The sequence below is a fragment of the Pseudomonas sp. 51_B genome, from assembly GCF_017491595.1.
Classification (GTDB): domain Bacteria; phylum Pseudomonadota; class Gammaproteobacteria; order Pseudomonadales; family Pseudomonadaceae; genus Aquipseudomonas; species Aquipseudomonas promysalinigenes.
Window position 1 is genome coordinate 1 of the sequence record NZ_JAFGYW010000021.1, and the last position, 23,086, is coordinate 23,086.

Consider the following 23,086-nt stretch of genomic DNA (forward strand, 5'->3'; position numbering starts at 1 on the left):
TCGTACAGATCACAGGTGAAGATCAGCTCGTCCGCGCCCGTCTGCTCTAGCAGTACCTCCACCTTGGCTCTGACCTTCTGCGGGCTGCCGATCATCGCAAGGCCCAGGAAGCTCCCCACGGCATCGCGTTCATGGGGCAGCCACAGGCCATCCATGCTCGGCACAGGCGGCTTTTGCATCAGGCTCTGGCCACGGATCAACGCCAGGATGCGTTGGTACACCGAGGTAGCCAGGTGTTCTGCCTTCTCGTCAGTCTGCGCCACTACCATAGGAATGCCCAGCATCACATAAGGCTTGGCCAGCGTTGTCGATGGTTTGAAGTGGTCGCGATAAATGCGGATCGCCTCATGCATGTAGCGTGGCGCGAAGTGCGAGGCGAAGGCGTAGGGCATGCCGCGCATGCCGGCCAGTTGTGCGCTGAACAGGCTGGAGCCGAGCAGCCACATGGGCACCTCGGTGTCATGCCCTGGTACAGCGATCACTTTCTGATCATCGGTACGCGGGCCCAGATAGCGTGACAGTTCCTCGACGTCATCGGGGAAGTCGTCGGCGCTTCCTGCGCGGTCACGGCGCAGGGCGTAGGCGGTCATCTGATCGGAACCCGGCGCGCGGCCCAGGCCAAGGTCGATCCGCCCTGGATACAGGCTGGCCAAGGTACCGAACTGTTCGGCGATTACAAGCGGCGCGTGGTTGGGCAGCATGATCCCGCCTGAACCGACGCGAATGGTCGATGTGCCGCCTGCCAAGTAGCCAAGCAAAACCGAAGTGGCCGAACTGGCGATGCCGTCCATGTTGTGATGTTCGGCTACCCAGAAACGGTTGTAGCCGAACTTTTCAACATGGCGGGCAAGGTCCAGAGAATTGCGCAGTGCTTGCGCCGGGCCTTGGTCGGCGCGCACTGGCACCAGGTCGAGGGTTGAAATTTTCAGGTCACGCAACTGCGCCATCGGAGCCTCCGCAATAGTGGTTGGCCCGAAGGCCCTAAGAACTCTGTATGGGCAGATTCGACAGAATCAATGCTCGCTGGGCAATTGCGCTGAACTTGCAGCCGGGCAGCACCCTCGTAGATGTAGGTACATAACCCTTGAAACCGGAGGCATCATGAAAAAGACAGCATCGGCGATTTGGCAAGGTGGCCTGAAGGATGGCAAAGGCCTGCTTTCTACCGAAAGTGGGGCGCTCAAGCAGAACCCGTATGGATTCAACACCCGCTTCGAAGGGTCGCCCGGCACCAACCCGGAAGAGCTCATCGGCGCGGCCCATGCAGGCTGCTTCTCGATGGCGCTGTCGATGATGCTGGGTGAAGCGGGCTTTACCCCAGAGCGTATCGATACCATTGCCGAAGTCACCCTGGACAAGCAGTCAGACGGCTTTGCCATTACAGCCGTTCACCTGATTCTCAAGGCCAAGGTACCTGGGGCAAGTCAGGAGCAGTTCCTTGAAATTGCCAACAAGGCCAAAGCGGGTTGCCCGGTGTCCAAGGTGCTGAACGCCGACATCAGCCTGGATGCTTCATTGGTTGGATAAGGCCCGGGTGATGCATGCTACTCGGTGACGCTGCACATCAGGCTGTTCACACTGGCATGAAGCGGCGAAACAGGGACGCTTTGCTGTAGTCTAAACAGCGTCGGCAGCGCAGCTGCCTTTCCAGGAGCTGTTCCATGATTCGCGTAGCAATCGCCCTATTGGCTTCGCTTTTGGCCACTTCTGCATTGGCGGCGGTAAAACCGTGCGAAGAACTCAAGAACGAAATCGAAGCCAAGATCCAGGCCCAGGGCGTGACGTCCTACACCCTGGAGATCGTACCCAACAGCGAGGTCAAGGATCCGAACATGATCGTTGGCACTTGCCAGGGCGGTACGAAAAAGATCATTTATCAGAAAAATGATCGATAAATAGCTGGGGCCGCAACGCGGCCCCAGTTTTTATGGAATGCAGAATACGTCGCTCGGTTCGTTGACCAATACCTTGCGGCTAGCATCGTACAGCAGCACCTGCGGCTCCATTACCGGTGCGCGGGCTTCGAGGCGATAACGCTGGCCGGCCTTGAAGTCGTCATAACGCACAGTCAGATAGCACGTCCGATCCCTGGGTTGGGTCATCGTGCCACCGGCGTATATCTCGTAATCGAAGCGCACAACCAGTTCATGCTTGCCAGGCGACACCTGAAAGAAGCGGCCATCGTCAAGGCGTTGGCCGTCGAGGCGGTCGGCCATGATGACTCGGCCGGGTGTCATGGTATAGAGCTCGATCCAGGCCTGCTTGGGATCGGCCGGCGGCAAGGGGCTGGCGCAGGCTCCCAATGCAGTCAGGGCAATCAGCATCATGGGCTGGCGCATGGCAACACTCCACTGGCAATACTCAGTTACAAGCATAGCGCCGTTCGTGCACTTCAGGTGCGTTGGCAACCGGCTGGCAGGCCTTGGCTCACCAGTTTCTTCTGGTGGTCATAGAGCTTGATCCAGGGGCGAAAGCCAATGCTGCCGGCTTGTAACTGGTAGCGCTGGCCTGCACTGAAATCCTTGAACGTCAGTTTGACCTGGCAATCACGCCACAAAGGCTCCTCGACCGGGCCGATATTGCTCGGCGCTACTGGAAACTGGTAACGCACGGTCAGCTCGTGGCTGCCGGGTTGGACCTCGAAATAGCGGCTGTCGGCCCAATCGCGCTGGTCAACCTGCGCTGCGTCGAGGGACGTTTCGCCGTATGGGGTAAGGTCGACCCAGGCGAGGTTAGGGTCCGGGTCCGGCAGTGTCGAGCAAGCGCTAATCAGCAGCAGTGGGGCGGTGAGCAGTAGAGCACGCATGGCGAAACTCCCCCTTGGCGAGATAGTCTTGGAGCGCATTGGCCTTGAGCGAGTTGGATAACCTCAGATGCATTTCTCTGTTCTTTTCAAGCGCTCAGGCCCCGGGCCACTCGACCGCTTTTTCAGCTGTTTGGTTCCTCTGCTGGGGGCTTTTCTGCTAAGCGGTTGCTCCAGCTTGGGTTACTACAGTCAGCTCGCACAAGGCCAGTGGCAGTTACTGCGGGCGCGTCAGCCTGTGGAGCAGGTGATAGCTGACCCGGCCAGCAGCCCTCGCTTGCGAGCACGTCTGGCTCATGCCGAACAGGCCCGGGCATTTGCCAGCGAGCGGTTGAAACTGCCAGATAACCGTAGCTATCGGCTTTATGCCGACCTACAGCGCCCATACGTCGTATGGAACGTATTCGCCACCCCGGAACTGTCGCTGCAACCGGTGACGCATTGTTTTCCCATCGCCGGTTGCGTCGCTTACCGCGGTTATTACCGCCAAGGGGCCGCACGCGGAGAGGCGGCGCTAATGCGCCAGCAGGGCCTGGACGTATACGTGAGCGGGGTTGAAGCCTACTCGACCCTGGGCTGGTTCGATGACCCGATTCTGTCGTCGATGGTCGCTTGGGGGGATGAACGGCTTGCTACGCTGATCTTCCATGAACTGGCCCACCAGCGCTTTTATGTGCAGGACGACACGGCATTCAACGAGTCGTTTGCCACATTTGTGGAACGTGAGGGCTCGCGGCAATGGCGCGCAGCGCGCGGGTTGGCGCCGCTTGGCACGGCGCAGTCGCAGCAGCGTGAGCAGTTTACCCGGCTGGTGCTGGCCAGCCGCGAGCGGTTGCAGGCAATCTACGCAGCGCCCCTGGACGATGCGCACAAGCGTGTGGCCAAGCAGGCCGAGTTCGAGCGTTTACGGGCCCAGTACAAGCAGGTGCGCGACAGCCAGTGGGGCGGCGATAAGCGGTACGACGCGTGGATCTATGGGCCGTTGAGCAATGCCAAATTATTGCCGTTTGGACTTTATGATCAGTGGGTGCCCGCGTTCGAGCGGCTATTTCATGAGGTGGGTGGGGATTGGCCGCAATTTTATCGACGGGTCGAGGAGCTTGGGCATTTGCCCGCAGCAGACAGGAAGGCGGCGTTACAGCGTTTGATGTGAACCCAGGATTCTGGGGCTGCATCACAGCCCCACAGTCATCAGGGCCGAGTCAAAGCCTGGTGCAGTTCGGCCAGTGTGGCGAAGTGGAAGGCTGGCGCCTCGGCGGCGAGTTCTGCCTGGCTGCCGAACCCATAGCCCACGGCCACCGACTGGAGGCCGTTGCTGCGGGCACCGATCAGGTCATGTTTGCGGTCCCCGATCATCAGCGTCTGGGTAGGGTCCAACCGTTCTTCGTCCAGAATGTGGCGAATCAGCTCGACCTTGTTGGTGCGGGTGCCATCGAGCTCGCTGCCATAGATCATCTTGAAATGGTGGTCGAAGGCAAAGTGCCTGGCAATTTCCCGGGCGAACTTCCAGGGTTTTGAAGTCGCGATGTACAGCGTTCTGCCCTGCCCCGTCAGGTCTTCGAGCAGTGCTGGCACCCCTTCGAACACGAGGTTTTCGTAAAGCCCGGTTACACTGAAACGCTCGCGATAGAAATTCACCGCTTCCCAGGCCTTGGCTTCATCGAAGCCGTAGAACTGCATGAAGGCTTGTAGCAGTGGCGGGCCAATGAAGTGTTCCAGTCGCGTGAGGTCGGGTTCGTCGATGCCAAGTTTGGCCAAGGCATACTGAATCGAGCGGGTGATGCCCAAACGCGGGTCGGTCAACGTGCCGTCGAGGTCGAAAAGGATGTTCTGCTGGTGCATGTTCGTCTCGTGAGTCGGGTTCATTCCGGTTGGTCGTAGCCTTCGGCCAGGTGCTGGTCCTTGAGCTTGACGTAGTTGCCGGCGCTGTAGGGGAAGAAGGCGCGCTCCTGATCGCTCAGCAGCCTGACCTGCTTGGCGGGGCTGCCCATGTACAGGTAGCCGCTGACCAGACGCTTGCCGGGCGGTACCAGGCTACCGGCGCCGATGATTACTTCGTCTTCGACGATGGCGCCATCCATTATGGTGCTGCCCATGCCGACCAGGATGCGGTTGCCCAACGTGCAGCCATGCAGCATGACCTTATGGCCGATGGTGACCTCGTCACCGATGATCAGCGGGAACCCGTCAGGGTTGAACGGCCCTGCATGGGTGATGTGCAGCACGCTGGCGTCCTGCACGCTGGTGCGCGCGCCAATGCGGATGCGGTGCATGTCGCCACGGATCACCGCCAGCGGCCAGACAGAGCTGTCCTCGCCGATTTCCACATCGCCCAGAACCACCGCCGAACGGTCGACGAATGCCCTGGGTCCCACTTTCGGAGTGTGTTGCTGGAAGCTGCGGATGGCCATGATAGCGTCTCTCATCTGTGCCGATAGGCAGGCTGCTTGCTGCGGTCGGCGTCGATTGTAATTAAGATGGGGTAGTGTTTCTTCTGCCAAGGTATCCGAACCGTGAGTGCGAACAACCCACTTCTGCAGTCCTACGATCTGCCGCCCTTCTCGCAAATCCGTGCCGAACACGTGTTGCCGGCGATCGAAGCGATCCTGGCCGACAACCGAAAAGCCATTGCCCAGATCCTCGAACAGCAGGGCAATAACCCTAGCTGGACTGGCCTGGTACTGGCCATGGACGAACTGAACGACCGCCTGGGCGCTGCCTGGAGCCCGGTCAGCCACCTCAATGCGGTGTGCAACAGCGCCCAATTGCGCGAGGCGTACGAGTCCTGTCTGCCAGCGCTGAGCGCCTACTCTACCGAACTGGGCCAGAACCGCGCGCTGTTCGACGCCTATCAGGCTTTGGCCAACAGCCCTGAAGCAGCAAATTTCGACGTGGCGCAGAAGACCATCCTCGACCACGCCCTGCGAGACTTCCGCCTGTCGGGCATCGACTTGCCGGCCGACAAGCAGCAGCGCTATGCCCAGGTGCAGAGCAAGCTCAGCGAGCTGGGCAGCCGTTTTTCCAACCAACTGCTCGATGCCACTCAGGCCTGGACCAAGCACATTACCGACGAGGCCGCGCTGGCCGGGCTGACCGACTCGGCCAAGGCGCAGATGGCCGCTGCGGCACAGGCCAAGGGGCTAGATGGCTGGCTGATTACCTTGGAATTCCCCAGCTACTACGCGGTGATGACCTACGCCAGCGACCGCGCCCTGCGTGAAGAACTGTACGCTGCGTACTGCACCCGTGCGTCTGACCAGGGGCCTAATGCTGGGCAGTTCGACAATGGCCCGGTAATGCAGCAGATCCTCGACTTGCGCCAGGAACTGGCCGAGCTGCTGGGCTACCAAAACTACGCCGAGCTTAGCCTGGCGACCAAGATGGCCGAGTCCAGCGATCAGGTGCTGAGCTTCCTGCGGGACTTGGCCAAGCGTTCCAAGCCGTTCGCCGCTCAGGACCTGGAGCAGCTCAAGGCCTACGCCGCCGAGCAGGGTTGCCCGGAGCTGGCCAGTTGGGATGCCGGGTACTTTGGCGAAAAGCTTCGTGAGCAGCGTTACAGTGTGTCCCAGGAAGCTCTGCGCGCCTACTTCCCGATCGACAAGGTACTCAGCGGCCTCTTCAGCATCGTCCAGCGCCTGTACGGCATCGAAATCACCGAACTCAAAGGCTTCGACACCTGGCACCCCGATGTGCGCCTGTTCGAAATCAAAGAAAACGGCCAGCACGTGGGCCGCTTCTTCTTCGACCTCTACGCCCGCGCCAACAAACGCGGGGGGGCGTGGATGGACGGTGCCCGTGACCGTCGCCGCACGGCGGCTGGCGCGCTGCAAAGCCCGGTGGCTAACCTTGTGTGCAACTTCACCCCGGCCAGCCCTGGCAAGCCTGCATTGCTGACCCATGATGAGGTCACCACCCTGTTCCACGAGTTCGGCCATGGCCTGCATCATATGCTGACCCGTATCGAACATGCTGGGGTGTCCGGCATCAACGGCGTGGCCTGGGATGCGGTAGAGTTGCCGAGCCAGTTCATGGAAAACTGGTGCTGGGAGCCAGAAGGGCTGGCGCTGATCTCCGGCCACTATGAAACCGGTGCACCCCTGCCCCAGGACCTGCTCGACAAGATGCTGGCGGCGAAGAACTTCCAATCCGGCATGATGATGGTGCGGCAGCTGGAGTTCTCGCTGTTCGACTTCGAACTGCACGCCAGCCATGGCGACGGCCGCAGTGTGCTGCAGGTGCTCGAAGGGGTCCGTGATGAGGTTTCGGTGATGCGCCCGCCAGCGTACAACCGGTTCCCCAACAGTTTCGCGCATATCTTCGCTGGTGGTTACGCGGCGGGCTACTACAGCTACAAGTGGGCTGAAGTGCTGTCGGCCGATGCGTTTTCGCGCTTCGAGGAAGAGGGTGTGCTCAATGCCGATACCGGCCGAGCGTTCCGCGAAGCGATCCTGGCTCGCGGCGGCTCGCGCGCACCCATGGAGCTGTTCGTCGACTTCCGGGGCCGTGAGCCTTCCATCGATGCGTTGCTGCGCCACAGTGGCTTGACCGAAGCCGCTGCGGCATGAGTGAGGTGGTTGTGAACAAGACCAAGAAGCGCTTCATCGCCGGGGCGGTGTGCCCGGCGTGCAGCGAGCCGGACAAGCTGATGATGTGGAACGAAGACGACGTACCGCACCGTGAGTGCGTGGCCTGTGGCTTCACCGATACCCTTAATGAGCAGGGCCTTTCAATTCCCAAGGAGCTGGGCACGCGGGTCAATCACCTGGCACCAAAAGCTGCACCGGCCAAGGTCCAGACCGTGCAGTTCTTCCCTAATCCCAAGCTGAAGAAGCCTACCGAATAGGGTTGTACCGCAGCGCTCTGACCAGAGGTGCTGGAGCACTCACGCCAACTTCGATACTGTGTATGCATACAGTAAAGGATGAGGCGATGAGTACTCCAGCAGCGCAAAAGGGTCGTGGCACCTCGCACAACCCCGACAATCGCTTTGCCCCAAGCCGTAGCGTGGCCGAGGATGATGGCTGGTACCAGGAAGTGCCGCTGACCCAGGGTACGCAAGTCCGGGTCGAGCTCGCCAAATCGGTCATCAGCCGCAACACCTCCCCCGACTTGCCCTTCGACCGCTCCATCAACCCTTACCGCGGTTGCGAACACGGTTGTATCTATTGTTACGCCCGCCCCTCCCACGCCTATTGGGACCTGTCGCCCGGCCTGGATTTCGAGACCAAGCTGATTGCCAAGACTAATGCAGCTGAGGTGCTTGCGCAGCAATTGAGCAAGCCAGGGTATGTCTGCGCGCCCATCAACCTGGGCTCCAACACCGACCCCTACCAGCCGATCGAACGCGAGCAGCAGTTGACCCGGCGGCTGCTCGAAGTGCTGCTGCGTTTTCGTCATCCGGTGACCATTGTGACCAAAGGTTCGCTGGTGCTCCGCGACCTTGACCTGTTGGCTGAGTTGGCCAGCCAGCGACTGGCCAGGGTGATGATCAGCCTGACCACACTGGATGACGACCTGAAACGTGTGCTGGAGCCGCGCGCGGCCTCACCAAAGGCCCGACTGCGAGCCATCCGCGTGCTGCGCGGTGCCGGGGTGCCGGTGGGGGTGCTGTGTTCACCGATGATACCGATGGTCAACGACAGTGAACTGGAGCGCCTTCTTGAGGCGGCCAAGGAGGCTGGCGCACAAAGCGCGGCGTACATGATGCTGCGCTTGCCACTGGAGGTGGCACCTTTGTTCGAGCAGTGGCTGCAGGAACATTACCCGCAACGGGCCAACCATGTACTGAGCCTGATCCGTCAGAGCCGTGGCGGTGAACTGTACGACAGCAGGTTCGGTGCGCGGATGCGCGGTGAGGGCGTGTTTGCCGAGTTGCTCGCTCAGCGCTTTGCCAAAGCCATGAAGCGCTTGGACTTTGCGGGGCGGGAAACGCAAACGCTGGATTGTTCGGCATTCTGTCCACCTGGTGGGCAGATGGCTCTGTTCTGAGCGGGTCAGCCGTAAGGTGCCACCCCCGAATGGGGCTCATGCAACCAAATAATCTGGGTAATCCCTCTTGGCAGTTGATGCTTTTTTGCTATTATTCAGTTCCCCCCTTTTCGATCTGGAACGCCCGTTCTAGAGCCCTCGAATTAAGTTTCAGTTAAGTTTTCCCCGCTAGCGTAGGAATCCAGCCAAAGCAGACTGTGATTTATCGCTCGTGCGTGTCATCTAAATCTGCGCATAGCCAGAATCTTTCACCGGTAAAATGGATTTACCTACACACCGCCAAGAGGATGAATCATGCCCGTCAAGGACCCATCCAAGGTCGTTCCGCAAGCCCCCGCGGAGAGCGCCGATGCCGCTCTGAAGCACATCGTCGACGGCTTCCTGCGTTTTCACCATGACGTGTTCCCCGAACAGCAAGAGCTGTTCAAGAAGCTTGCCACTGCGCAAACCCCGCGCGCCATGTTCATCACCTGTGCCGACTCGCGCATCGTCCCCGAATTGATCACTCAAAGCTCGCCAGGCGATTTGTTCGTGACGCGTAACGTCGGTAACGTGGTACCGCCCTATGGGCAGATGAACGGCGGCGTTTCCAGCGCCATCGAGTACGCTGTGTCTGCGCTCAAAGTGCACCACATCATCATTTGCGGGCACTCGGACTGTGGTGCCATGCGCGCAGTGCTCAACCCGCAGTCGTTGGCCAAGATGCCAACCGTCTCCGCCTGGTTGCGCCACGCCGAAGTGGCCCGCACCGTGGTGGAAAACAACTGCTCGTGCGGCAGTGAGCACGAAACCATGCAGGTGCTGACCAAGGAAAACGTGATCGCCCAGTTGCATCACCTGCGCACCCACCCGTCGGTTGCCTCGCGCCTGGCAGCCGGTGAGCTGTACATCCATGGTTGGGTGTACGACATCGAGACCAGCAAGATCGAAGCCTACGACGCTGCCAGCGACAGCTTCATGCCGTTGACTGCCGGTGAATCGATCCCCTGCGCCACGCCGAGAGGCCGCTACTAAGCGACCCATCCACAGCTGAACCTTGAATAGCCGGCTGCACCCGTCATGGGTGTGGCGCGGCCTTCGGCTGCCTTGCAAATGCCTTGACTGCTCTGCCGGCGATCACGCTGGCGGCCTGCGCCTGCGTGCGCGTCAGGGATCAACCGTGCCCACGGCCAGCGGGATGGCCGTGCGACAGAGAAAGGAGAAACAGGGTGAACATTACACAGTTGAAAGCGGCCCTGCCGCGTGAGTTGTTGGCGTCGGTGGTGGTCTTTCTGGTCGCCCTGCCGTTGTGCATGGGTATTGCGATCGCCTCTGGCATGCCGCCGGCCAAGGGCCTGATCACCGGCATCATCGGCGGTATCGTAGTGGGCTTTCTGGCAGGTTCGCCGCTTCAGGTCAGTGGCCCGGCAGCAGGCCTGGCGGTGCTGGTGTTCGAGTTGGTGCGCCAGCACGGTATGGCCATGCTCGGGCCGATACTATTGCTCGCCGGTGTATTGCAGTTGCTGGCGGGGCGTTTGCGCTTGGGGTGCTGGTTCCGGGTCACCGCTCCGGCAGTGGTATACGGCATGCTGGCCGGCATCGGCGTACTGATCGTGCTCTCACAAGTGCATGTGATGTTCGACACAGCGCCTCAGCCTTCAGGTCTGCAAAACCTCTTGGAATTTCCCGCCACGCTGAGCGCTGCATTGCCGCTTGAAGCTGCAGGTTCCGGGTGGATGGCCGGTGCGCTGGGGTTGGGTACCATCTTGATCATGTGGGCGTGGGAGCGGATGCGGCCTCAGAAGTTACGCTTCGTGCCTGGTGCTTTGCTGGGCGTGGCGACGATGACCGCCATCGCGATGTGGCTGGCGCTGCCGGTCAACCGGGTGCAAGTGCCGGCAGACCTGTCCGAAGCCATCGACTGGATCCGCCCTGATGACCTGATGAAACTGGCTGACCCGACCCTGCTGGTCGCAGCCTTCGCCCTGGCCTTCATCGCCAGTGCCGAGACGCTGCTGTCGGCAGCAGCCGTCGATCGCATGCACAGTGGTCAGCGTTCGGACTTCGATCGCGAGCTTTCGGCGCAGGGGGTTGGCAATATGCTCTGCGGGCTGCTGGGTGCCTTGCCGATGACCGGCGTGATCGTGCGCAGTTCTGCCAATGTGCAGGCCGGTGCGCAAAGCCGCGCTTCGGCCATCCTGCATGGCGTGTGGCTGTTGGCATTCGTGGTGGTTCTGAGCAGTGTGCTGCAGCAAATCCCCGTGGCCAGTCTGGCTGGCGTATTGGTGTACACGGGTATCAAGCTGGTCGATTTCAAAGCTCTGCGAGGCCTGCGTCGCTACGGCCGAATGCCGATGTTCACCTATGTGGCCACAGCCATGGCAATCATCTTTACCGACCTGTTGACCGGGGTGCTGTTGGGCTTCGCGCTTACCCTGTTGAAGCTGGCATTCAAGGCGGCGCGCCTGAAGATCAGCCTCGTTCAGCTTAAGACACAGGGCCATATGGAGCTGCGCCTGAGCGGGGCGGCGACGTTCCTCAAGGTTCCTGCGCTGACCCAGGTGCTCGATAGCGTACCGGCCGGGAGCACCTTGCATGTACCGCTGAGCAACCTCAACTACATCGACCACTCTTGCCTGGAGCTGCTGGAGGACTGGAGCAAGACCAGCGGCAGCACCCTGCGCATCGAGCAGCGAGGGCTCAAGCGCAGAGTGGAAGGCCGCTTGCGCAGTGTTGCCGGTACCTAAGGTCAGTTGCTGACCTCGGTCATGTCTGGGGCACTCGGCCAGGTTCCGGTGAGGTTCACGGTGCGGGTGCCACCCAGCCATTGGCTGGCGGGGGTGTTCCACTTGATCGACTTACGGGTGTTGGAGCCGATGTTGATGAACTCGGCGGTCAGCACCATTTCGGTGGCGGTCAGAGGAATCTCTCCAAAGCTTGCCGAGCTTCCGCCGATGACGGTTCTGGAGTCCTCCACCGGGCCGGTCGGCGTCTTGTACGACAGCGTGACTTTAGTTGTGTAGGTGGTGAAGGCCGACGCCTTGCTGTTGACCAGAAGGTTCAGCACACCCACCTTGCCCACCCAGCTTGGGATCAACACCCTGCCGCCTGCATACGAAGAAAAGGTATAGGCAATGGGCAGTGGATTGGTTGCCACCTCACCACTTCTGGCCGGCAGTGTATGGGTCTCGACCTCGCTGGAGTTGCTGGTGAACACGTAGCTGGCCTTGCCTTTGCCGCTGATGCCTTGCTCACCCAGCAGGCGGTTCAGGCCGCTTGCGCTGCCGGCAACGGTGAAGCTCGCTTTGCTCTTCTTGGCTACAGCGTTCAGGCCGCTGCTTGCGTAGATGACCGAGGTCACCACGCCAAAACCCTCGGAGATGCCGGCGCTGGTGGCCATGTTCATCTTGCGCGCCTGCTCCAGCAGCCAGTCGTACTGATCATCGAGCACGGTCAGATTGCTGATGGCATGCTCACCGGCGATCGCGAACTCCGACGTCATGGAGTTCTCCTTATCGAAGGTCCATTCCAGCGCCGCCTCGGGCTTGACCTCGGCTCCGGTGCTCGGATCGAGGATAGTCCCGCCTACATTGGCGTTGATGCTTTTGCACGTCACCCCCGTGGATTTGAAATCCCACTTGCGGCTTTGTTGGTTCTTGCTGATTTCGACTCCAGGCAGGCAGTCTGCGACCAGCTTGAAATCGCCAGAGTCGGAATCGATGATGCCGACCGCACCCGGCTTGATGGCGGGGTTCAGGCCCCAGTTGCCCCAAATCGTCCGGTAGGTGCCGCGCAGCAAGTCTGTGTACATCCGGTTTCTTCTGATCGTCATTGTCATCACCTCGGAATGAAATAGGCCGCCCTGAGGCGGCCGGATGACAGTAAGGATCGAAGGCTGTAGTCAGCAGCAGGAGCGCTTTCCCTAATCGCCTGGCCGTTCAGGCACTGGCTTGGCCGAGCTCAACGTTCAGCTGACGCGACAGGCACGGCCAGCGCTTCCAGGCCTGGCCTGTCTGCGGGCTGCTTAGGGCTTCACGGTAGGCCTCTACCGACTCGGCGGCGAAGCTTTCGTCGTCGAGCATTTCGTCCACTGAATGATGCACCACTTCATCCAGCTGGTTGGCGAAGGTTTCACCGATCAATTGGTGGGCAATAAGGTTGGCGACCGTTGTATCGACAGGAATCAGCGGCTGCTGGAAGTGACGGATGTACAGGTCGTTGACCTCTTCGACCAGGCGGTGGGCCAAATAAGCTTCATCGAGCAGGCAATCGAGCCCCACATGCCCTTGCATCAGGCTAGGGGGGTGCAGGAAGTACGCCTCTGCAATTTTCAGCACCGGCTTGATCTGCGATTCGATGCCGGCCTCGAGCGCCACAGTGTGGGCGGCTTCCAGTAGTTCAGGTACTTGATCGATGTATGCGCTGACGAAACGCGCCAAGGTACCCTGCGCGTCCTGCTCAGGCAGTTGGATCGAGGGGTGCAGGTGGGGCAGTTGCAGCTCGAGACGCGCTTTCAGCTGGCCGGTGCGGCCTTCATGATCGTGGGCTTGGCTTATTTGCTCGCGTACAGCGGCGATGTTCATGACAACTCCAGGGACGAAACGTTTCATACGGAAGACAGTAAATTAGCTCGGTATACAGAATACCTAAGACGCATTTGTTATAAAATTCGCAAACGTGTGCGCTCTCAGGCATATAGCACCCTTTCTATGTTCCCATAGCCCCTCAAACTCGGGCTTTTGCGCGATTCATCGTGTTTGGTGAAGTTCATTTCATGGGCGCCGTTGCGGGGCGTTACCTGCTGTCTATACTCCCGTTGAACGTGATTCGTTGATGAGGCCCGACTGCTTTTGCAGGGGCTCGGTCGTCGAAGTCAGGCAGTCTTGACCGCCGTTCCCTCTTGCCGCAGGCCACGCCTCCGGGACAACAAGAACGAGAAGGGGAACCCGCAATGATGCGACATCCACCTGTCTGGATGGGCCTGCTGTTGTGGTCGGTTCTAGGTCAGGCCAGTGCTGCCTGGACCGTGAACATGCACCCAGGGGCGACGGACGTCTCCAACGCCGTGTTCGACCTGCACATGACCATCTTCTGGATCTGCGTGATCATTGGCATCGTGGTGTTCGGTGCGATGTTCTGGTCCATGGTCGTGCACCGTCGTTCCACGGGTCAGCAGCCGGCGCATTTTCACGAGCACACCTGGGTAGAAATTCTCTGGACCGTGGTCCCTTTCCTGATTCTGGTCGCGATGGCTATTCCAGCGACCAAGACCCTGATCGACATCTACGACGCCAGTGAATCGGACATCGACATCCAGGTCACCGGCTACCAGTGGAAGTGGCATTACAAGTACCTGGGCCAGGATGTGGAGTTTTTCAGCAACCTGGCCACCCCCGCCGAACAGATTCATAACCAGGCCCCCAAGGACGAACACTATCTGCTGGAAGTGGACCAGCCACTGGTGCTGCCGGTCGGCGCCAAGGTGCGCTTTCTTGTGACGGCAGCTGACGTTATTCATTCCTGGTGGGTGCCGGCCTTTGCGGTCAAGCGCGATGCCATCCCAGGGTTCGTCAACGAAGCTTGGACCCGTATCGAAAAGCCCGGTATCTACCGCGGCCAGTGCACCGAACTGTGTGGCAAGGACCACGGCTTCATGCCTGTGGTGGTCGAGGTCAAGTCCCAGGCCGATTACGACACCTGGCTCGGCGAGCGCAAGGCCGAGGCCGCCAAGCTCAAGGAGCTGACCAGCAAGGAGTGGACGCTGGACGAGCTGGTCGAGCGTGGCGACAAGGTCTACCACACCACCTGCGTGGCTTGCCACCAGGCCGAAGGTCAGGGCTTGCCCCCAATGTTCCCAGCACTCAAAGGCTCGAAAGTCGCGACCGGGCCCAAGGAAGAACACCTGAGCGTGGTATTCCACGGCCGTCCAGGCACGGCGATGGCCGCGTTCGGCAAGCAGTTGTCGGAAGTCGACATCGCCGCTGTGGTGACCTACGAACGCAACGCCTGGGGTAACAACAAGGGCGACATGGTCACGCCGAAGGACGTGCTCGCGCTCAAGCAGGCAGAAGCCAAGTGAACCGGGTTTTGCGCGGCAATCAGCGGATTGCAGGAGACAGAACATGAGTGCAGTGATCGACGACCACGGCCACGGCCATGAACACGCCCACGGCCCCGCCAAAGGGCTGATGCGCTGGGTGCTGACCACCAATCACAAGGACATCGGCACGATGTACCTGTGGTTCGCTTTCATGATGTTCCTGCTCGGCGGCTCGTTCGCCATGGTCATCCGTGCCGAGCTGTTCCAGCCTGGGCTGCAGATTGTGGAGCCGGCGTTCTTCAACCAGATGACCACCATGCACGGCCTGATCATGGTGTTCGGCGCGGTGATGCCGGCCTTCGTCGGCCTGGCCAACTGGATGATTCCGCTGATGATCGGCGCACCCGACATGGCCCTGCCGAGGATGAACAATTTCAGCTTCTGGTTACTGCCGGCGGCCTTTCTGTTGCTGGTGTCTACCCTGTTCACCCCAGGCGGCGGGCCCAACTTCGGCTGGACCTTTTATGCCCCGTTATCGACCTCCTATGCGCCAGCCAGCGTCACCTTCTTCATCTTCGCCATCCACCTGATGGGCATCAGTTCGATCATGGGCGCGATCAACGTGATCGCCACCATCCTCAATTTGCGCGCGCCTGGCATGACCCTGATGAAGATGCCGCTGTTCGTCTGGACCTGGCTGATCACCGCATTCCTGCTGATTGCCGTGATGCCGGTGCTGGCGGGCGTGGTGACCATGATGCTGATGGACATCCACTTCGGCACCAGCTTCTTCAGCGCCGCCGGTGGCGGTGATCCGGTGCTGTTCCAACACGTGTTCTGGTTCTTCGGTCACCCCGAGGTCTACATCATGATCCTGCCGGCGTTCGGCGCGGTCAGTTCGATCATCCCGGCGTTTTCGCGCAAACCGCTGTTCGGCTACACCTCCATGGTGTATGCCACGGGCGCCATTGCCTTCTTGTCGTTCATCGTTTGGGCCCACCACATGTTCGTGGTCGGCATCCCGGTGGTCGGCGAGTTGTTCTTCATGTACGCCACCATGCTCATCGCCGTGCCAACCGGGGTGAAGGTATTCAACTGGGTCAGCACCATGTGGGAAGGCTCGCTGACCTTCGAAACCCCGATGCTGTTCGCCATCGCCTTTGTCATCCTGTTCACCATCGGTGGTTTCTCCGGCTTGATGCTGGCCATCGCCCCGGCGGACTTCCAGTACCACGACACCTATTTCGTGGTGGCGCACTTCCATTATGTGCTGGTGCCCGGTGCAATCTTCGGCATCTTTGCCTCGGCCTACTATTGGCTGCCGAAATGGACCGGCCATATGTACGATGAAACCCTTGGCAAGCTGCACTTCTGGTTGTCGTTCGTCGGTATGAACATGGCCTTTTTCCCCATGCACTTCGTGGGGTTGGCCGGTATGCCGCGGCGTATTCCCGATTACAACCTGCAATTCGCCGACTTCAACATGGTTTCGTCGATCGGTGCTTTCCTGTTTGGCACCACCCAAATCTTCTTCCTGTTCATCGTCATCAAGTGCATCCGCGGTGGAGCACCTGCCCCGGCCAAGCCTTGGGATGGCGCCGAGGGGCTTGAATGGTCGATCCCCTCGCCTGCGCCTTATCACACCTTCCAGACTCCACCGCACGTGAAATAGGAGCGCTGTGATGAACAGCCCGTCGCTCAAACGCTTGGTCACGCGCCTGCTGATGCTGACGGTTGTGATGTTCGCCTTTGGTTTTGCCTTGGTGCCGATCTACGACGTGATGTGCAAGGCGTTCGGCATCAACGGCAAGACCGGCGGGCAGTACGAGGGCAGCCAGGTCAGCGACCCGACGCGTTCGGTAAGGGTGCAGTTCATGTCCACCAACGCCAGCGATATGGTTTGGGACTTCTACTCCACCGCCGACCAACTCGAGGTCAACCCTGGCGCGGTGAACCAGATGATCTTCATTGCGCACAACCCGACCGACCGGCCCATGAGTGCGCAAGCGATACCCAGTATCACCCCAGCCGAGGCCGCGGCGTATTTCCACAAGACCGAGTGCTTCTGCTTCACCCAGCAGGTGCTGCAGCCGGGCGAGCGCATCGAGATGCCCGTGCGCTTCATCGTCGACCGCGACCTGCCGGCCAGCGTGAAGCACCTGACACTGGCCTACACCTTGTTCGACATCACTGCGCGTCACCCGCCGGTCGCCCATGCCGCGGTACAGGACGTTCAGGGCGCCCGCTGAGGGAAGGAGAACAGCAATGGCAAGTCATGAGCATTACTACGTTCCGGCACAGAGCAAATGGCCGATCATCGCCACCATCGGTCTATTCATTACGGTGTTTGGCCTGGGCACCTGGTTCAACGACCTGAAGGCTGGCCACCCTTCTTCACACGGGCCGCTGATCTTCTTTCTAGGTGGGCTGTTCTTGGCCTATATGCTGTTTGGCTGGTTCGGCGCCGTGGTGCGCGAAAGCCGCGCCGGGTTGTATAGCCCGCAACTGGATCGCTCGTTCCGTTGGGGCATGAGCTGGTTCATTTTCTCGGAAGTGATGTTCTTCATGGCCTTTTTCGGCGTGCTGTTCTATGTGCGCGTGCTGGCCGGGCCATGGCTGGGCGGCGAAGGGCACAAGGGCATTAGCCATATGCTCTGGCCAAGTTTCGAATTTGCCTGGCCCTTGCTGAACACACCGGACCCAAAGTTGTTTCCACCGCCTAAGGAAGTGATCAACCCGTGGCACTTGCCACTGATCAACACCATCTTGCTGGTCAGCTCCAGCGTGACCATCACCCTCGCCCACCACGCGCTGCGCCGAGGCCACCGCGGTGCGCTGAAACTCTGGATGGCACTGACCATTGTGCTGGGGCTGTGCTTCATCGCGCTGCAGGCTTACGAGTATCACGAGGCCTACACCCAGCTGGGGCTGACGCTGGGTTCAGGGATTTATGGCGCGACCTTCTTCATGCTTACAGGCTTTCACGGTGCCCATGTGACCCTGGGCACGATCATCCTGATCGTGATGTTCGTGCGTATCCTGCGTGGCCACTTCAACCCTGACAAACATTTTGGTTTCGAGGCGGCGAGCTGGTACTGGCACTTCGTTGATGTGGTGTGGGTCGGTCTTTTCATCTTCGTCTACGTGCTTTGATCAGAACGGTGCATGTGACACCAACTGGCCACTGATCAAGCCCCAAGCGACCAGGCCGATGGTCAGGGCCGCCAGGGTCACTCGCACGGTCAGGGCTTTGAGCAGGCGGGTCGAGTGGTCATCGTCCTTGACCAGAAACACCAGGCCACTGAACAGGCTGGCGATCGTGGCCAGCAGCAGCAGGACTATCGCGGCCTTGAGCATGGCGCTTCTCCGGGGGGTGCGGTATGTGGACAAGTATAGCGAGGCGTCGGTGAGGCCGTTTCGCCCAGGCTGGATCCCGACCCTGGTGGTGCTCGCGCTGCTGCCGGGGTTGGTCGGGCTTGGTTGCTGGCAGCTAAGCCGCGCCGAGCAAAAGCGTGAATTGCTGGCGACCTACACCGCGCATGAAGTCGATGCCCCGCTGCCTAGTACTGAGCTACAGCAGACCCAGGACGCGGCGTTTCGACGGGTGCATCTTTATGGCCGCTTCGATCCCGAGCACAGCCTGCTACTGGACAACCGCATGCGTGACGGCCAGGCCGGCGTCGAGTTATTGCAGCCCTTCCATGACCAGGCCAGCGGGCTGTGGGTGCTGGTCAATCGCGGCTGGCTGGCCTGGCCCGATCGCCGAGTCCCGGTGTTTTTCCAGACACCCGAACAGGCCTTGGCACTGAGCGCGTCGGTCTATGTGGCGCCAGGTAGTACCTTCCAGCTGCACCCGGACCCGGTAGGCGGGCAATGGCCGCATCTGCTCACCGCAGTCGACCCCATACAGCTCTGGCAACAGCTCGAGCGCGAAGGTTATGCCCATGAGTTACGCCTGGAACCAGGCCCCGCGGCGTATCGGCTGCAGTGGCCGGTGGTTGCCATGGGCCCTGAAAAACACCTCGGTTACGCCGTTCAGTGGTTTGCTCTGGCCGCCGCGCTGGTGCTGCTCTACCTCTATTACGGCTGGCACAACAACAAGGAGAAACAGCATGGCCACCGCCACTCCACTGGGCCTGCCTGAACGTAGCAAGCCCAGAGCCCGCGGACGTTTGCAGCTGATACTGATATTACTGGTGGTGCTCGGCCCGATGGTCCTGGCTACTTGCATGTACAAGCTCAAGTTCTGGGTGCCAGAGGGGCGCAGCTACCACGGCGCGATGATTGGCAACGGCCAGAGCCGCGCCGATATCGGTATTGCTGGTGAGGATCAGCGCTGGCAGCTGCTGGTCAGCGCCCCGGCAGCCTGCGCCGAGGATTGTCAGCGCTTGGTGTACCTGGTGCGGCAGATCCAGGTGGGCCTGGGCCGTGATGCCAGCCGCGCAAGCCATGCCCTGGCGGCCGCTCAGCCGTTGGCCAGTGACTACCAGGCGCTGCTGACCCGTGAGTATCCGCAACTGCAGCGCTATTCACTGGATGCCCAGCGCTATCTGCAACAGGTTGGCGAAGCCGGCCCACAACTGTGGATAGTCGACCCTCACGGCAATCTTGTGCTGCGTTACGACGCCAAGGTCAACGGCAAGCACGTGCTCGACGACCTACGTCATCTGCTCAAGCTGTCCAACATTGGCTAGGAGCCTGCCATGGCCAGACCTGGATTCCGCCTCGCTGTGTTCGCCACTTTGCTGGCACTGCTGGTCGTTCTGCTCGGGGCCTACACGCGGTTGACCCACGCCGGGCTTGGCTGCCCCGACTGGCCCGGCTGTTATGGCTTTATCAGCGTACCCAAAAGCCAAGCGCAGCTTGCCCATGCCGAACAGCACTTCCCTGATCATCCGGTGGAAGAGGCCAAAGGCTGGGCTGAGATGGTGCACCGCTATTTCGCCGGTACTCTGGCGGTGGTGATCGCTATCCTGGCGGTGCAGGCCGTGCGCCGGCATGCTCATGATGGCCAGCCTTACCGCCTACCCGTGTTGCTGTTAGGGGTGGTGCTGGCGCAGGCTGCGTTTGGCATGTGGACCGTTACCCTGAAGTTATGGCCGCAGGTGGTCACGGCACACCTGCTTGGCGGCTTTACCACCCTTAGCCTGCTGTTCCTGCTGTCTCTGCGTCTATCCCGGGCCTTTGCGCCCTTGCCGAAGTTGCCGCTCAGCCTCAGGCGCATAGCGGCGCTGGGCTTGCTGGTGGTGATCGGCCAGATAGCCTTGGGGGGGTGGGTCAGCGCCAATTACGCAGCGGTTGCCTGCATTGACCTGCCCACCTGCCATGGGCAGTGGTGGCCTGCGGCAGACTTCAGCAATGGCTTTCACCTGACCCAGCACGTTGGCCCCAACTACCTGGGTGGGCAGCTGGACAGCGACGCGCGCACCGCCATCCACATGAGCCACCGCCTGGGCGCCTTGCTGGTGACCTGTGTGCTGCTGCTGCTGAGCTGGAAGCTGCAGCGTTGTGGCCTGCCGGGTTTGGCGCGGTTGGTCCTGCTGGCGCTGGCCGTGCAGATCGGCTTGGGGCTGAGCAACGTGCTGTTCCACTTGCCGCTGGCTGTGGCTGTGGCGCATAACGCCGGGGGTGCGCTGCTGCTATTGAGCATGGTGCTGGTGAACTACCGCATTCGTGTGGTCGACAAGGTGCGGGCTGGGGTTGGCCATGGCTGGCGGTTACGACCGGTGGCCGGGGTCGGTATCACCCATCACATGAGGAACGATTCGTGGCGACGCTTCTGAGGACGAAGGGTGCGAGCTGGCGCGATTACCTGGAGCTGACCAAGCCGAAGGTGGTGGTGCTGATGTTGATCACTTCGCTGGCGGGCATGTTCCTGGCCACCCGTGCTGGGGTGAGCCTCAGCGTGCTGTTGTTCGGTAACCTGGGCATCGGCCTGTGTGCCAGCAGCGCAGCGGTGGTCAACCATGTGGTGGACCGGCGCATCGATGCGCTGATGGCACGTACCCACAAGCGGCCATTGGCCCAGGGCCGGGTTGGCCCGGTGTCGGCTTTGCTGTTTGCCCTGGCTCTGGCGCTGCTTGGCATGGGCTTGCTGCTGACATTCACCAACGCGCTGACGGCCTGGCTGACCCTGGCCTCCTTGCTGGGTTACGCGGTGCTTTACACCGGCTTTCTCAAGCGCGCCACACCGCAGAATATCGTCATCGGAGGCCTGGCTGGCGCCGCGCCGCCCTTGCTGGGCTGGGTTGCGGTAAGCGGCCATGTCAGTGCCGAGCCCCTGCTGCTGGTGCTGATCATTTTCGCCTGGACACCCCCGCACTTCTGGGCCCTGGCCATCCACCGCAAGCAGGAGTACGCCACGGCCGAAATTCCGATGCTGCCAGTGACCCATGGTGAGCGTTACACCAAGCTGCATATCCTGTTGTACACGCTGATATTGCTGGCGGTGAGCCTGCTGCCCTACGCCATTCACATGAGCGGCCCGTTGTATCTGGCTTGTGCCCTGGCATTGGGCCTGCGCTTCCTGCATTGGGCCTGGGTGTTGTACCGTGGCAGCCGGCCGCACGCGGCGATCGCTACGTTCAAGTACTCCATCGGCTACCTGTTCGCGCTATTCGTCGCGTTGCTCGTTGACCACTACCTATTGCTGAATCTATGACTCGAACCCAGAAAACCGTCTTCATCCTCGTTGCCTTGGTCGCGCTGATCATGGGCCTTACCGTCAACAAGGTGCTCAGTGGGCGCGGCCAGGCCAACCCGGCCGAGCTGATCGACGCAGGCATCATCTTGCTGCCGCAAAGCCGCGCAGTGGCTGATGTAACCATGACCGATCAGAATGGCCAGCCGGTGCAGATGGACGAGCTCAAAGGCAAATGGTCACTGCTGTTCTTCGGCTACACCTACTGCCCGGACATCTGCCCGACTACCCTGGCCCAGCTGCGCCAGGTCAAGAGCGAGCTACCCAAGGAGGCCGTGGACCGGTTGCAGGTGGTGTTGGTAAGCGTGGATCCGAACCGCGACACGCCTAATCAGCTGAAGCAGTATCTGGGCTATTTCGACAAGGATTTCGTCGGTGTGGCCGGGACCATAGACGATACCCAGAAGCTGGCCAATGCCCTGAGCATTCCATTCATCCCCGCAGACACCAGCAAGCCTGGGTACACGGTCGATCACAGCGGGAACCTGGCAATCGTCGGGCCGGATGGGCGTCAGCGTGGGTTCATTCGTGCGCCGTTCAACAACCAGAAGCTGGTGGCGCAGTTGCCTGGGCTGGTAAAGCGAGACTGAGTGGTTTTCGAGAGTTTCGCGGGTAAATCCGCTCCCAACGGGCTAGGGGCAAGCTTGGAGATAAGCCAACCTGTGGGAGCGGCTTGAGCCGCGAACACGGGCATAGCCCGTGCCGTACATTGCGTCGAACGCTTAGCGGGTAAACAAGCGCGTTCGGTTTAGAACGCAGGCACTACGGCGCCTTTGTACTTCTCGTTGATGAACTGCTTGACCTCAGGCGAGTGCAACGCCGCTGCCAGCTTCTTCATGTCTTCGGAGTCCTTGTTGTCCGGGCGCGCAACCAGGATGTTCACGTACGGCGAGTCGCTGCCTTCGATGGCCAGCGCGTCCTTCTCCGGGTTCAGCTTGGCTTCCAGCGCATAGTTGGTGTTGATCAGGGCGGCATCTACCTGAGTCAGCACGCGCGGGATGGTGGCCGCTTCCAGCTCACGGAACTTGATGCTTTTCGGGTTCTCGGCCACATCCTTCACAGTGGAGAGGATGTTCTTGTTGTCTTTGAGTTTGATCACCCCAGCTTTGTCCAACAGCAGCAGGGCACGGCCACCGTTGGTGGCGTCGTTGGGAATGACTACGGTGGCCCCAGAAGGCAGCTCGTCCAGCTTCTTGAGCTTGGTGGAGTACACGCCCAGTGGTTCGATGTGCACGCCCGTCACGCTGACCAGATCGGTGCCCTTGGCTTTGTTGAATTCATCCAGGTACGGCTGGTGCTGGAAGAAGTTGGCGTCCAGGCGTTTTTCGGCAACCTGCACGTTCGGCTGGATGTAGTCGGTGAACTCCTTCACCTTCAGGTCCACGCCCTCTTTGGCCAGCTGGGGTTTGACGAAATTGAGAATCTCGGCGTGCGGCACCGGGGTGGCGGCCACGGTCAGGGTATCGGCGTGGGCCGAAAAGGCCGCAACGGCGGCAGCAACAGCAAGCAGCTTCTTCATTGATCACTCCTTGTGAGGGCCGCGACGGCCCCCGAACGGGTCGGCTTGGCCGACCCC

Annotated in this window: 26 protein-coding genes; 17 read left to right on the forward strand and 9 right to left on the reverse strand. The window is 60.6% G+C overall.

What is annotated here, in order from left to right:
* Nucleotides 1-947, reverse strand: a 947-nt coding sequence (locus J5M56_RS18895; RefSeq protein WP_207937535.1) for an LLM class flavin-dependent oxidoreductase, incomplete at its 3' end; no start/stop codon positions are given.
* Between the two features lie 154 nt (nucleotides 948-1,101).
* On the opposite strand from J5M56_RS18895, the gene J5M56_RS18900 reads away from it, so the two are divergent.
* Together J5M56_RS18900 and J5M56_RS18905 are read left to right on the forward strand one after the other, a co-directional pair.
* Nucleotides 1,102-1,527, forward strand: a complete 426-nt coding sequence (locus J5M56_RS18900) for an OsmC family protein (RefSeq protein WP_186476086.1) — start codon at nucleotides 1,102-1,104, stop codon at nucleotides 1,525-1,527.
* A 134-nt stretch (nucleotides 1,528-1,661) separates the two neighbouring features.
* On the forward strand, nucleotides 1,662-1,895 hold the full coding sequence (locus J5M56_RS18905; protein ID WP_060479069.1) for a DUF1161 domain-containing protein: 234 nt from the start codon (nucleotides 1,662-1,664) through the stop codon (nucleotides 1,893-1,895).
* A gap of 30 nt (nucleotides 1,896-1,925) precedes the next feature.
* On the opposite strand, the gene J5M56_RS18910 is transcribed toward J5M56_RS18905, so the two are convergent.
* Together J5M56_RS18910 and J5M56_RS18915 are read right to left on the reverse strand one after the other, a co-directional pair.
* A complete protein-coding gene (locus J5M56_RS18910; protein ID WP_207937536.1) occupies nucleotides 1,926-2,339 on the reverse strand; it encodes a hypothetical protein in 414 nt (137 codons plus the stop codon).
* A gap of 53 nt (nucleotides 2,340-2,392) precedes the next feature.
* Entirely contained in the window at nucleotides 2,393-2,806 is a 414-nt protein-coding gene (locus J5M56_RS18915; protein WP_207937537.1) for a hypothetical protein, read from the reverse strand.
* A 67-nt stretch (nucleotides 2,807-2,873) separates the two neighbouring features.
* Between J5M56_RS18915 and J5M56_RS18920 the strand changes: the two genes are divergently transcribed.
* Nucleotides 2,874-3,956 carry an aminopeptidase gene (locus tag J5M56_RS18920; RefSeq protein WP_207937538.1) on the forward strand — a complete coding sequence of 361 codons (1,083 nt, stop codon included), beginning with the start codon at nucleotides 2,874-2,876 and terminating at the stop codon, nucleotides 3,954-3,956.
* 38 nt (nucleotides 3,957-3,994) lie between these two features.
* Here J5M56_RS18920 and J5M56_RS18925 read toward each other — a convergent pair whose 3' ends face one another.
* Both J5M56_RS18925 and J5M56_RS18930 read right to left on the reverse strand, forming a co-directional pair.
* On the reverse strand, nucleotides 3,995-4,645 hold the full coding sequence (locus tag J5M56_RS18925) for an HAD family hydrolase (RefSeq protein WP_207937539.1): 651 nt from the start codon (nucleotides 4,643-4,645) through the stop codon (nucleotides 3,995-3,997).
* A gap of 20 nt (nucleotides 4,646-4,665) precedes the next feature.
* Entirely contained in the window at nucleotides 4,666-5,214 is a 549-nt protein-coding gene (locus tag J5M56_RS18930) for a gamma carbonic anhydrase family protein (RefSeq protein ID WP_207937540.1), read from the reverse strand.
* A 102-nt stretch (nucleotides 5,215-5,316) separates the two neighbouring features.
* Between J5M56_RS18930 and prlC the strand changes: the two genes are divergently transcribed.
* The 5 genes from prlC (at nucleotide 5,317) to J5M56_RS18955 (ending at nucleotide 11,517) form a co-directional block, all read left to right on the forward strand.
* Nucleotides 5,317-7,368, forward strand: a complete 2,052-nt coding sequence (gene prlC / locus J5M56_RS18935; RefSeq protein WP_207937541.1) for an oligopeptidase A — start codon at nucleotides 5,317-5,319, stop codon at nucleotides 7,366-7,368.
* A complete protein-coding gene (locus J5M56_RS18940; protein WP_186476079.1) occupies nucleotides 7,365-7,646 on the forward strand; it encodes a YheV family putative zinc ribbon protein in 282 nt (93 codons plus the stop codon). Before prlC ends, J5M56_RS18940 begins: the two co-directional genes overlap by 4 nt.
* 86 nt (nucleotides 7,647-7,732) lie before the next feature.
* Complete coding sequence (locus J5M56_RS18945) at nucleotides 7,733-8,791, forward strand: PA0069 family radical SAM protein (RefSeq protein ID WP_207937542.1); 1,059 nt, start codon at nucleotides 7,733-7,735, stop codon at nucleotides 8,789-8,791.
* A 294-nt stretch (nucleotides 8,792-9,085) separates the two neighbouring features.
* Nucleotides 9,086-9,805 carry a carbonic anhydrase gene (locus tag J5M56_RS18950; RefSeq protein WP_060479060.1) on the forward strand — a complete coding sequence of 240 codons (720 nt, stop codon included), beginning with the start codon at nucleotides 9,086-9,088 and terminating at the stop codon, nucleotides 9,803-9,805.
* Between the two features lie 194 nt (nucleotides 9,806-9,999).
* Nucleotides 10,000-11,517, forward strand: a complete 1,518-nt coding sequence (locus J5M56_RS18955; RefSeq protein WP_060479059.1) for a SulP family inorganic anion transporter — start codon at nucleotides 10,000-10,002, stop codon at nucleotides 11,515-11,517.
* A gap of 2 nt (nucleotides 11,518-11,519) precedes the next feature.
* Here J5M56_RS18955 and J5M56_RS18960 read toward each other — a convergent pair whose 3' ends face one another.
* Both J5M56_RS18960 and J5M56_RS18965 read right to left on the reverse strand, forming a co-directional pair.
* Nucleotides 11,520-12,581 (reverse strand): hypothetical protein, encoded by a 1,062-nt coding sequence (locus tag J5M56_RS18960; protein WP_225915507.1) that lies wholly within the window; start codon nucleotides 12,579-12,581, stop codon nucleotides 11,520-11,522.
* A gap of 127 nt (nucleotides 12,582-12,708) precedes the next feature.
* A complete protein-coding gene (locus J5M56_RS18965; RefSeq protein WP_207937543.1) occupies nucleotides 12,709-13,353 on the reverse strand; it encodes a hypothetical protein in 645 nt (214 codons plus the stop codon).
* 368 nt (nucleotides 13,354-13,721) lie between these two features.
* On the opposite strand from J5M56_RS18965, the gene coxB reads away from it, so the two are divergent.
* Genes coxB through J5M56_RS18985 form a run of 4 tightly spaced genes read left to right on the forward strand, consistent with a single transcriptional unit; the run spans nucleotide 13,722 to nucleotide 17,963 of the window.
* A complete protein-coding gene (gene coxB / locus J5M56_RS18970; protein WP_186476073.1) occupies nucleotides 13,722-14,849 on the forward strand; it encodes a cytochrome c oxidase subunit II in 1,128 nt (375 codons plus the stop codon).
* A 43-nt stretch (nucleotides 14,850-14,892) separates the two neighbouring features.
* On the forward strand, nucleotides 14,893-16,482 hold the full coding sequence (gene ctaD / locus J5M56_RS18975) for a cytochrome c oxidase subunit I (RefSeq protein WP_207937544.1): 1,590 nt from the start codon (nucleotides 14,893-14,895) through the stop codon (nucleotides 16,480-16,482).
* A 10-nt stretch (nucleotides 16,483-16,492) separates the two neighbouring features.
* On the forward strand, nucleotides 16,493-17,059 hold the full coding sequence (locus tag J5M56_RS18980) for a cytochrome c oxidase assembly protein (protein WP_060479054.1): 567 nt from the start codon (nucleotides 16,493-16,495) through the stop codon (nucleotides 17,057-17,059).
* Between the two features lie 16 nt (nucleotides 17,060-17,075).
* On the forward strand, nucleotides 17,076-17,963 hold the full coding sequence (locus tag J5M56_RS18985; protein WP_207937545.1) for a cytochrome c oxidase subunit 3: 888 nt from the start codon (nucleotides 17,076-17,078) through the stop codon (nucleotides 17,961-17,963).
* On the opposite strand, the gene J5M56_RS18990 is transcribed toward J5M56_RS18985, so the two are convergent.
* Complete coding sequence (locus J5M56_RS18990; RefSeq protein WP_060479052.1) at nucleotides 17,964-18,167, reverse strand: twin transmembrane helix small protein; 204 nt, start codon at nucleotides 18,165-18,167, stop codon at nucleotides 17,964-17,966.
* Between the two features lie 49 nt (nucleotides 18,168-18,216).
* On the opposite strand from J5M56_RS18990, the gene J5M56_RS18995 reads away from it, so the two are divergent.
* Genes J5M56_RS18995 through J5M56_RS19015 form a run of 5 tightly spaced genes read left to right on the forward strand, consistent with a single transcriptional unit; the run spans nucleotide 18,217 to nucleotide 22,100 of the window.
* Complete coding sequence (locus J5M56_RS18995; RefSeq protein ID WP_186476454.1) at nucleotides 18,217-18,954, forward strand: SURF1 family protein; 738 nt, start codon at nucleotides 18,217-18,219, stop codon at nucleotides 18,952-18,954.
* Nucleotides 18,923-19,504, forward strand: coding sequence for a hypothetical protein (locus tag J5M56_RS19000; protein ID WP_060479051.1), 582 nt, complete (start codon nucleotides 18,923-18,925; stop codon nucleotides 19,502-19,504). Before J5M56_RS18995 ends, J5M56_RS19000 begins: the two co-directional genes overlap by 32 nt.
* 9 nt (nucleotides 19,505-19,513) lie before the next feature.
* Nucleotides 19,514-20,593: a COX15/CtaA family protein gene (locus J5M56_RS19005; RefSeq protein ID WP_186476069.1), complete on the forward strand. Its 1,080-nt coding sequence runs from the start codon at nucleotides 19,514-19,516 to the stop codon at nucleotides 20,591-20,593.
* Nucleotides 20,578-21,471 carry a heme o synthase gene (gene cyoE / locus J5M56_RS19010; RefSeq protein WP_186476068.1) on the forward strand — a complete coding sequence of 298 codons (894 nt, stop codon included), beginning with the start codon at nucleotides 20,578-20,580 and terminating at the stop codon, nucleotides 21,469-21,471. The genes J5M56_RS19005 and cyoE overlap by 16 nt, the downstream gene beginning before the upstream one ends.
* Nucleotides 21,468-22,100 carry an SCO family protein gene (locus J5M56_RS19015; RefSeq protein WP_207937546.1) on the forward strand — a complete coding sequence of 211 codons (633 nt, stop codon included), beginning with the start codon at nucleotides 21,468-21,470 and terminating at the stop codon, nucleotides 22,098-22,100. Before cyoE ends, J5M56_RS19015 begins: the two co-directional genes overlap by 4 nt.
* A 158-nt stretch (nucleotides 22,101-22,258) precedes the next feature.
* Here J5M56_RS19015 and J5M56_RS19020 read toward each other — a convergent pair whose 3' ends face one another.
* Nucleotides 22,259-23,029, reverse strand: coding sequence for a MetQ/NlpA family ABC transporter substrate-binding protein (locus tag J5M56_RS19020; protein WP_186476067.1), 771 nt, complete (start codon nucleotides 23,027-23,029; stop codon nucleotides 22,259-22,261).
* Nucleotides 23,030-23,086: the final 57 nt, after the last annotated feature.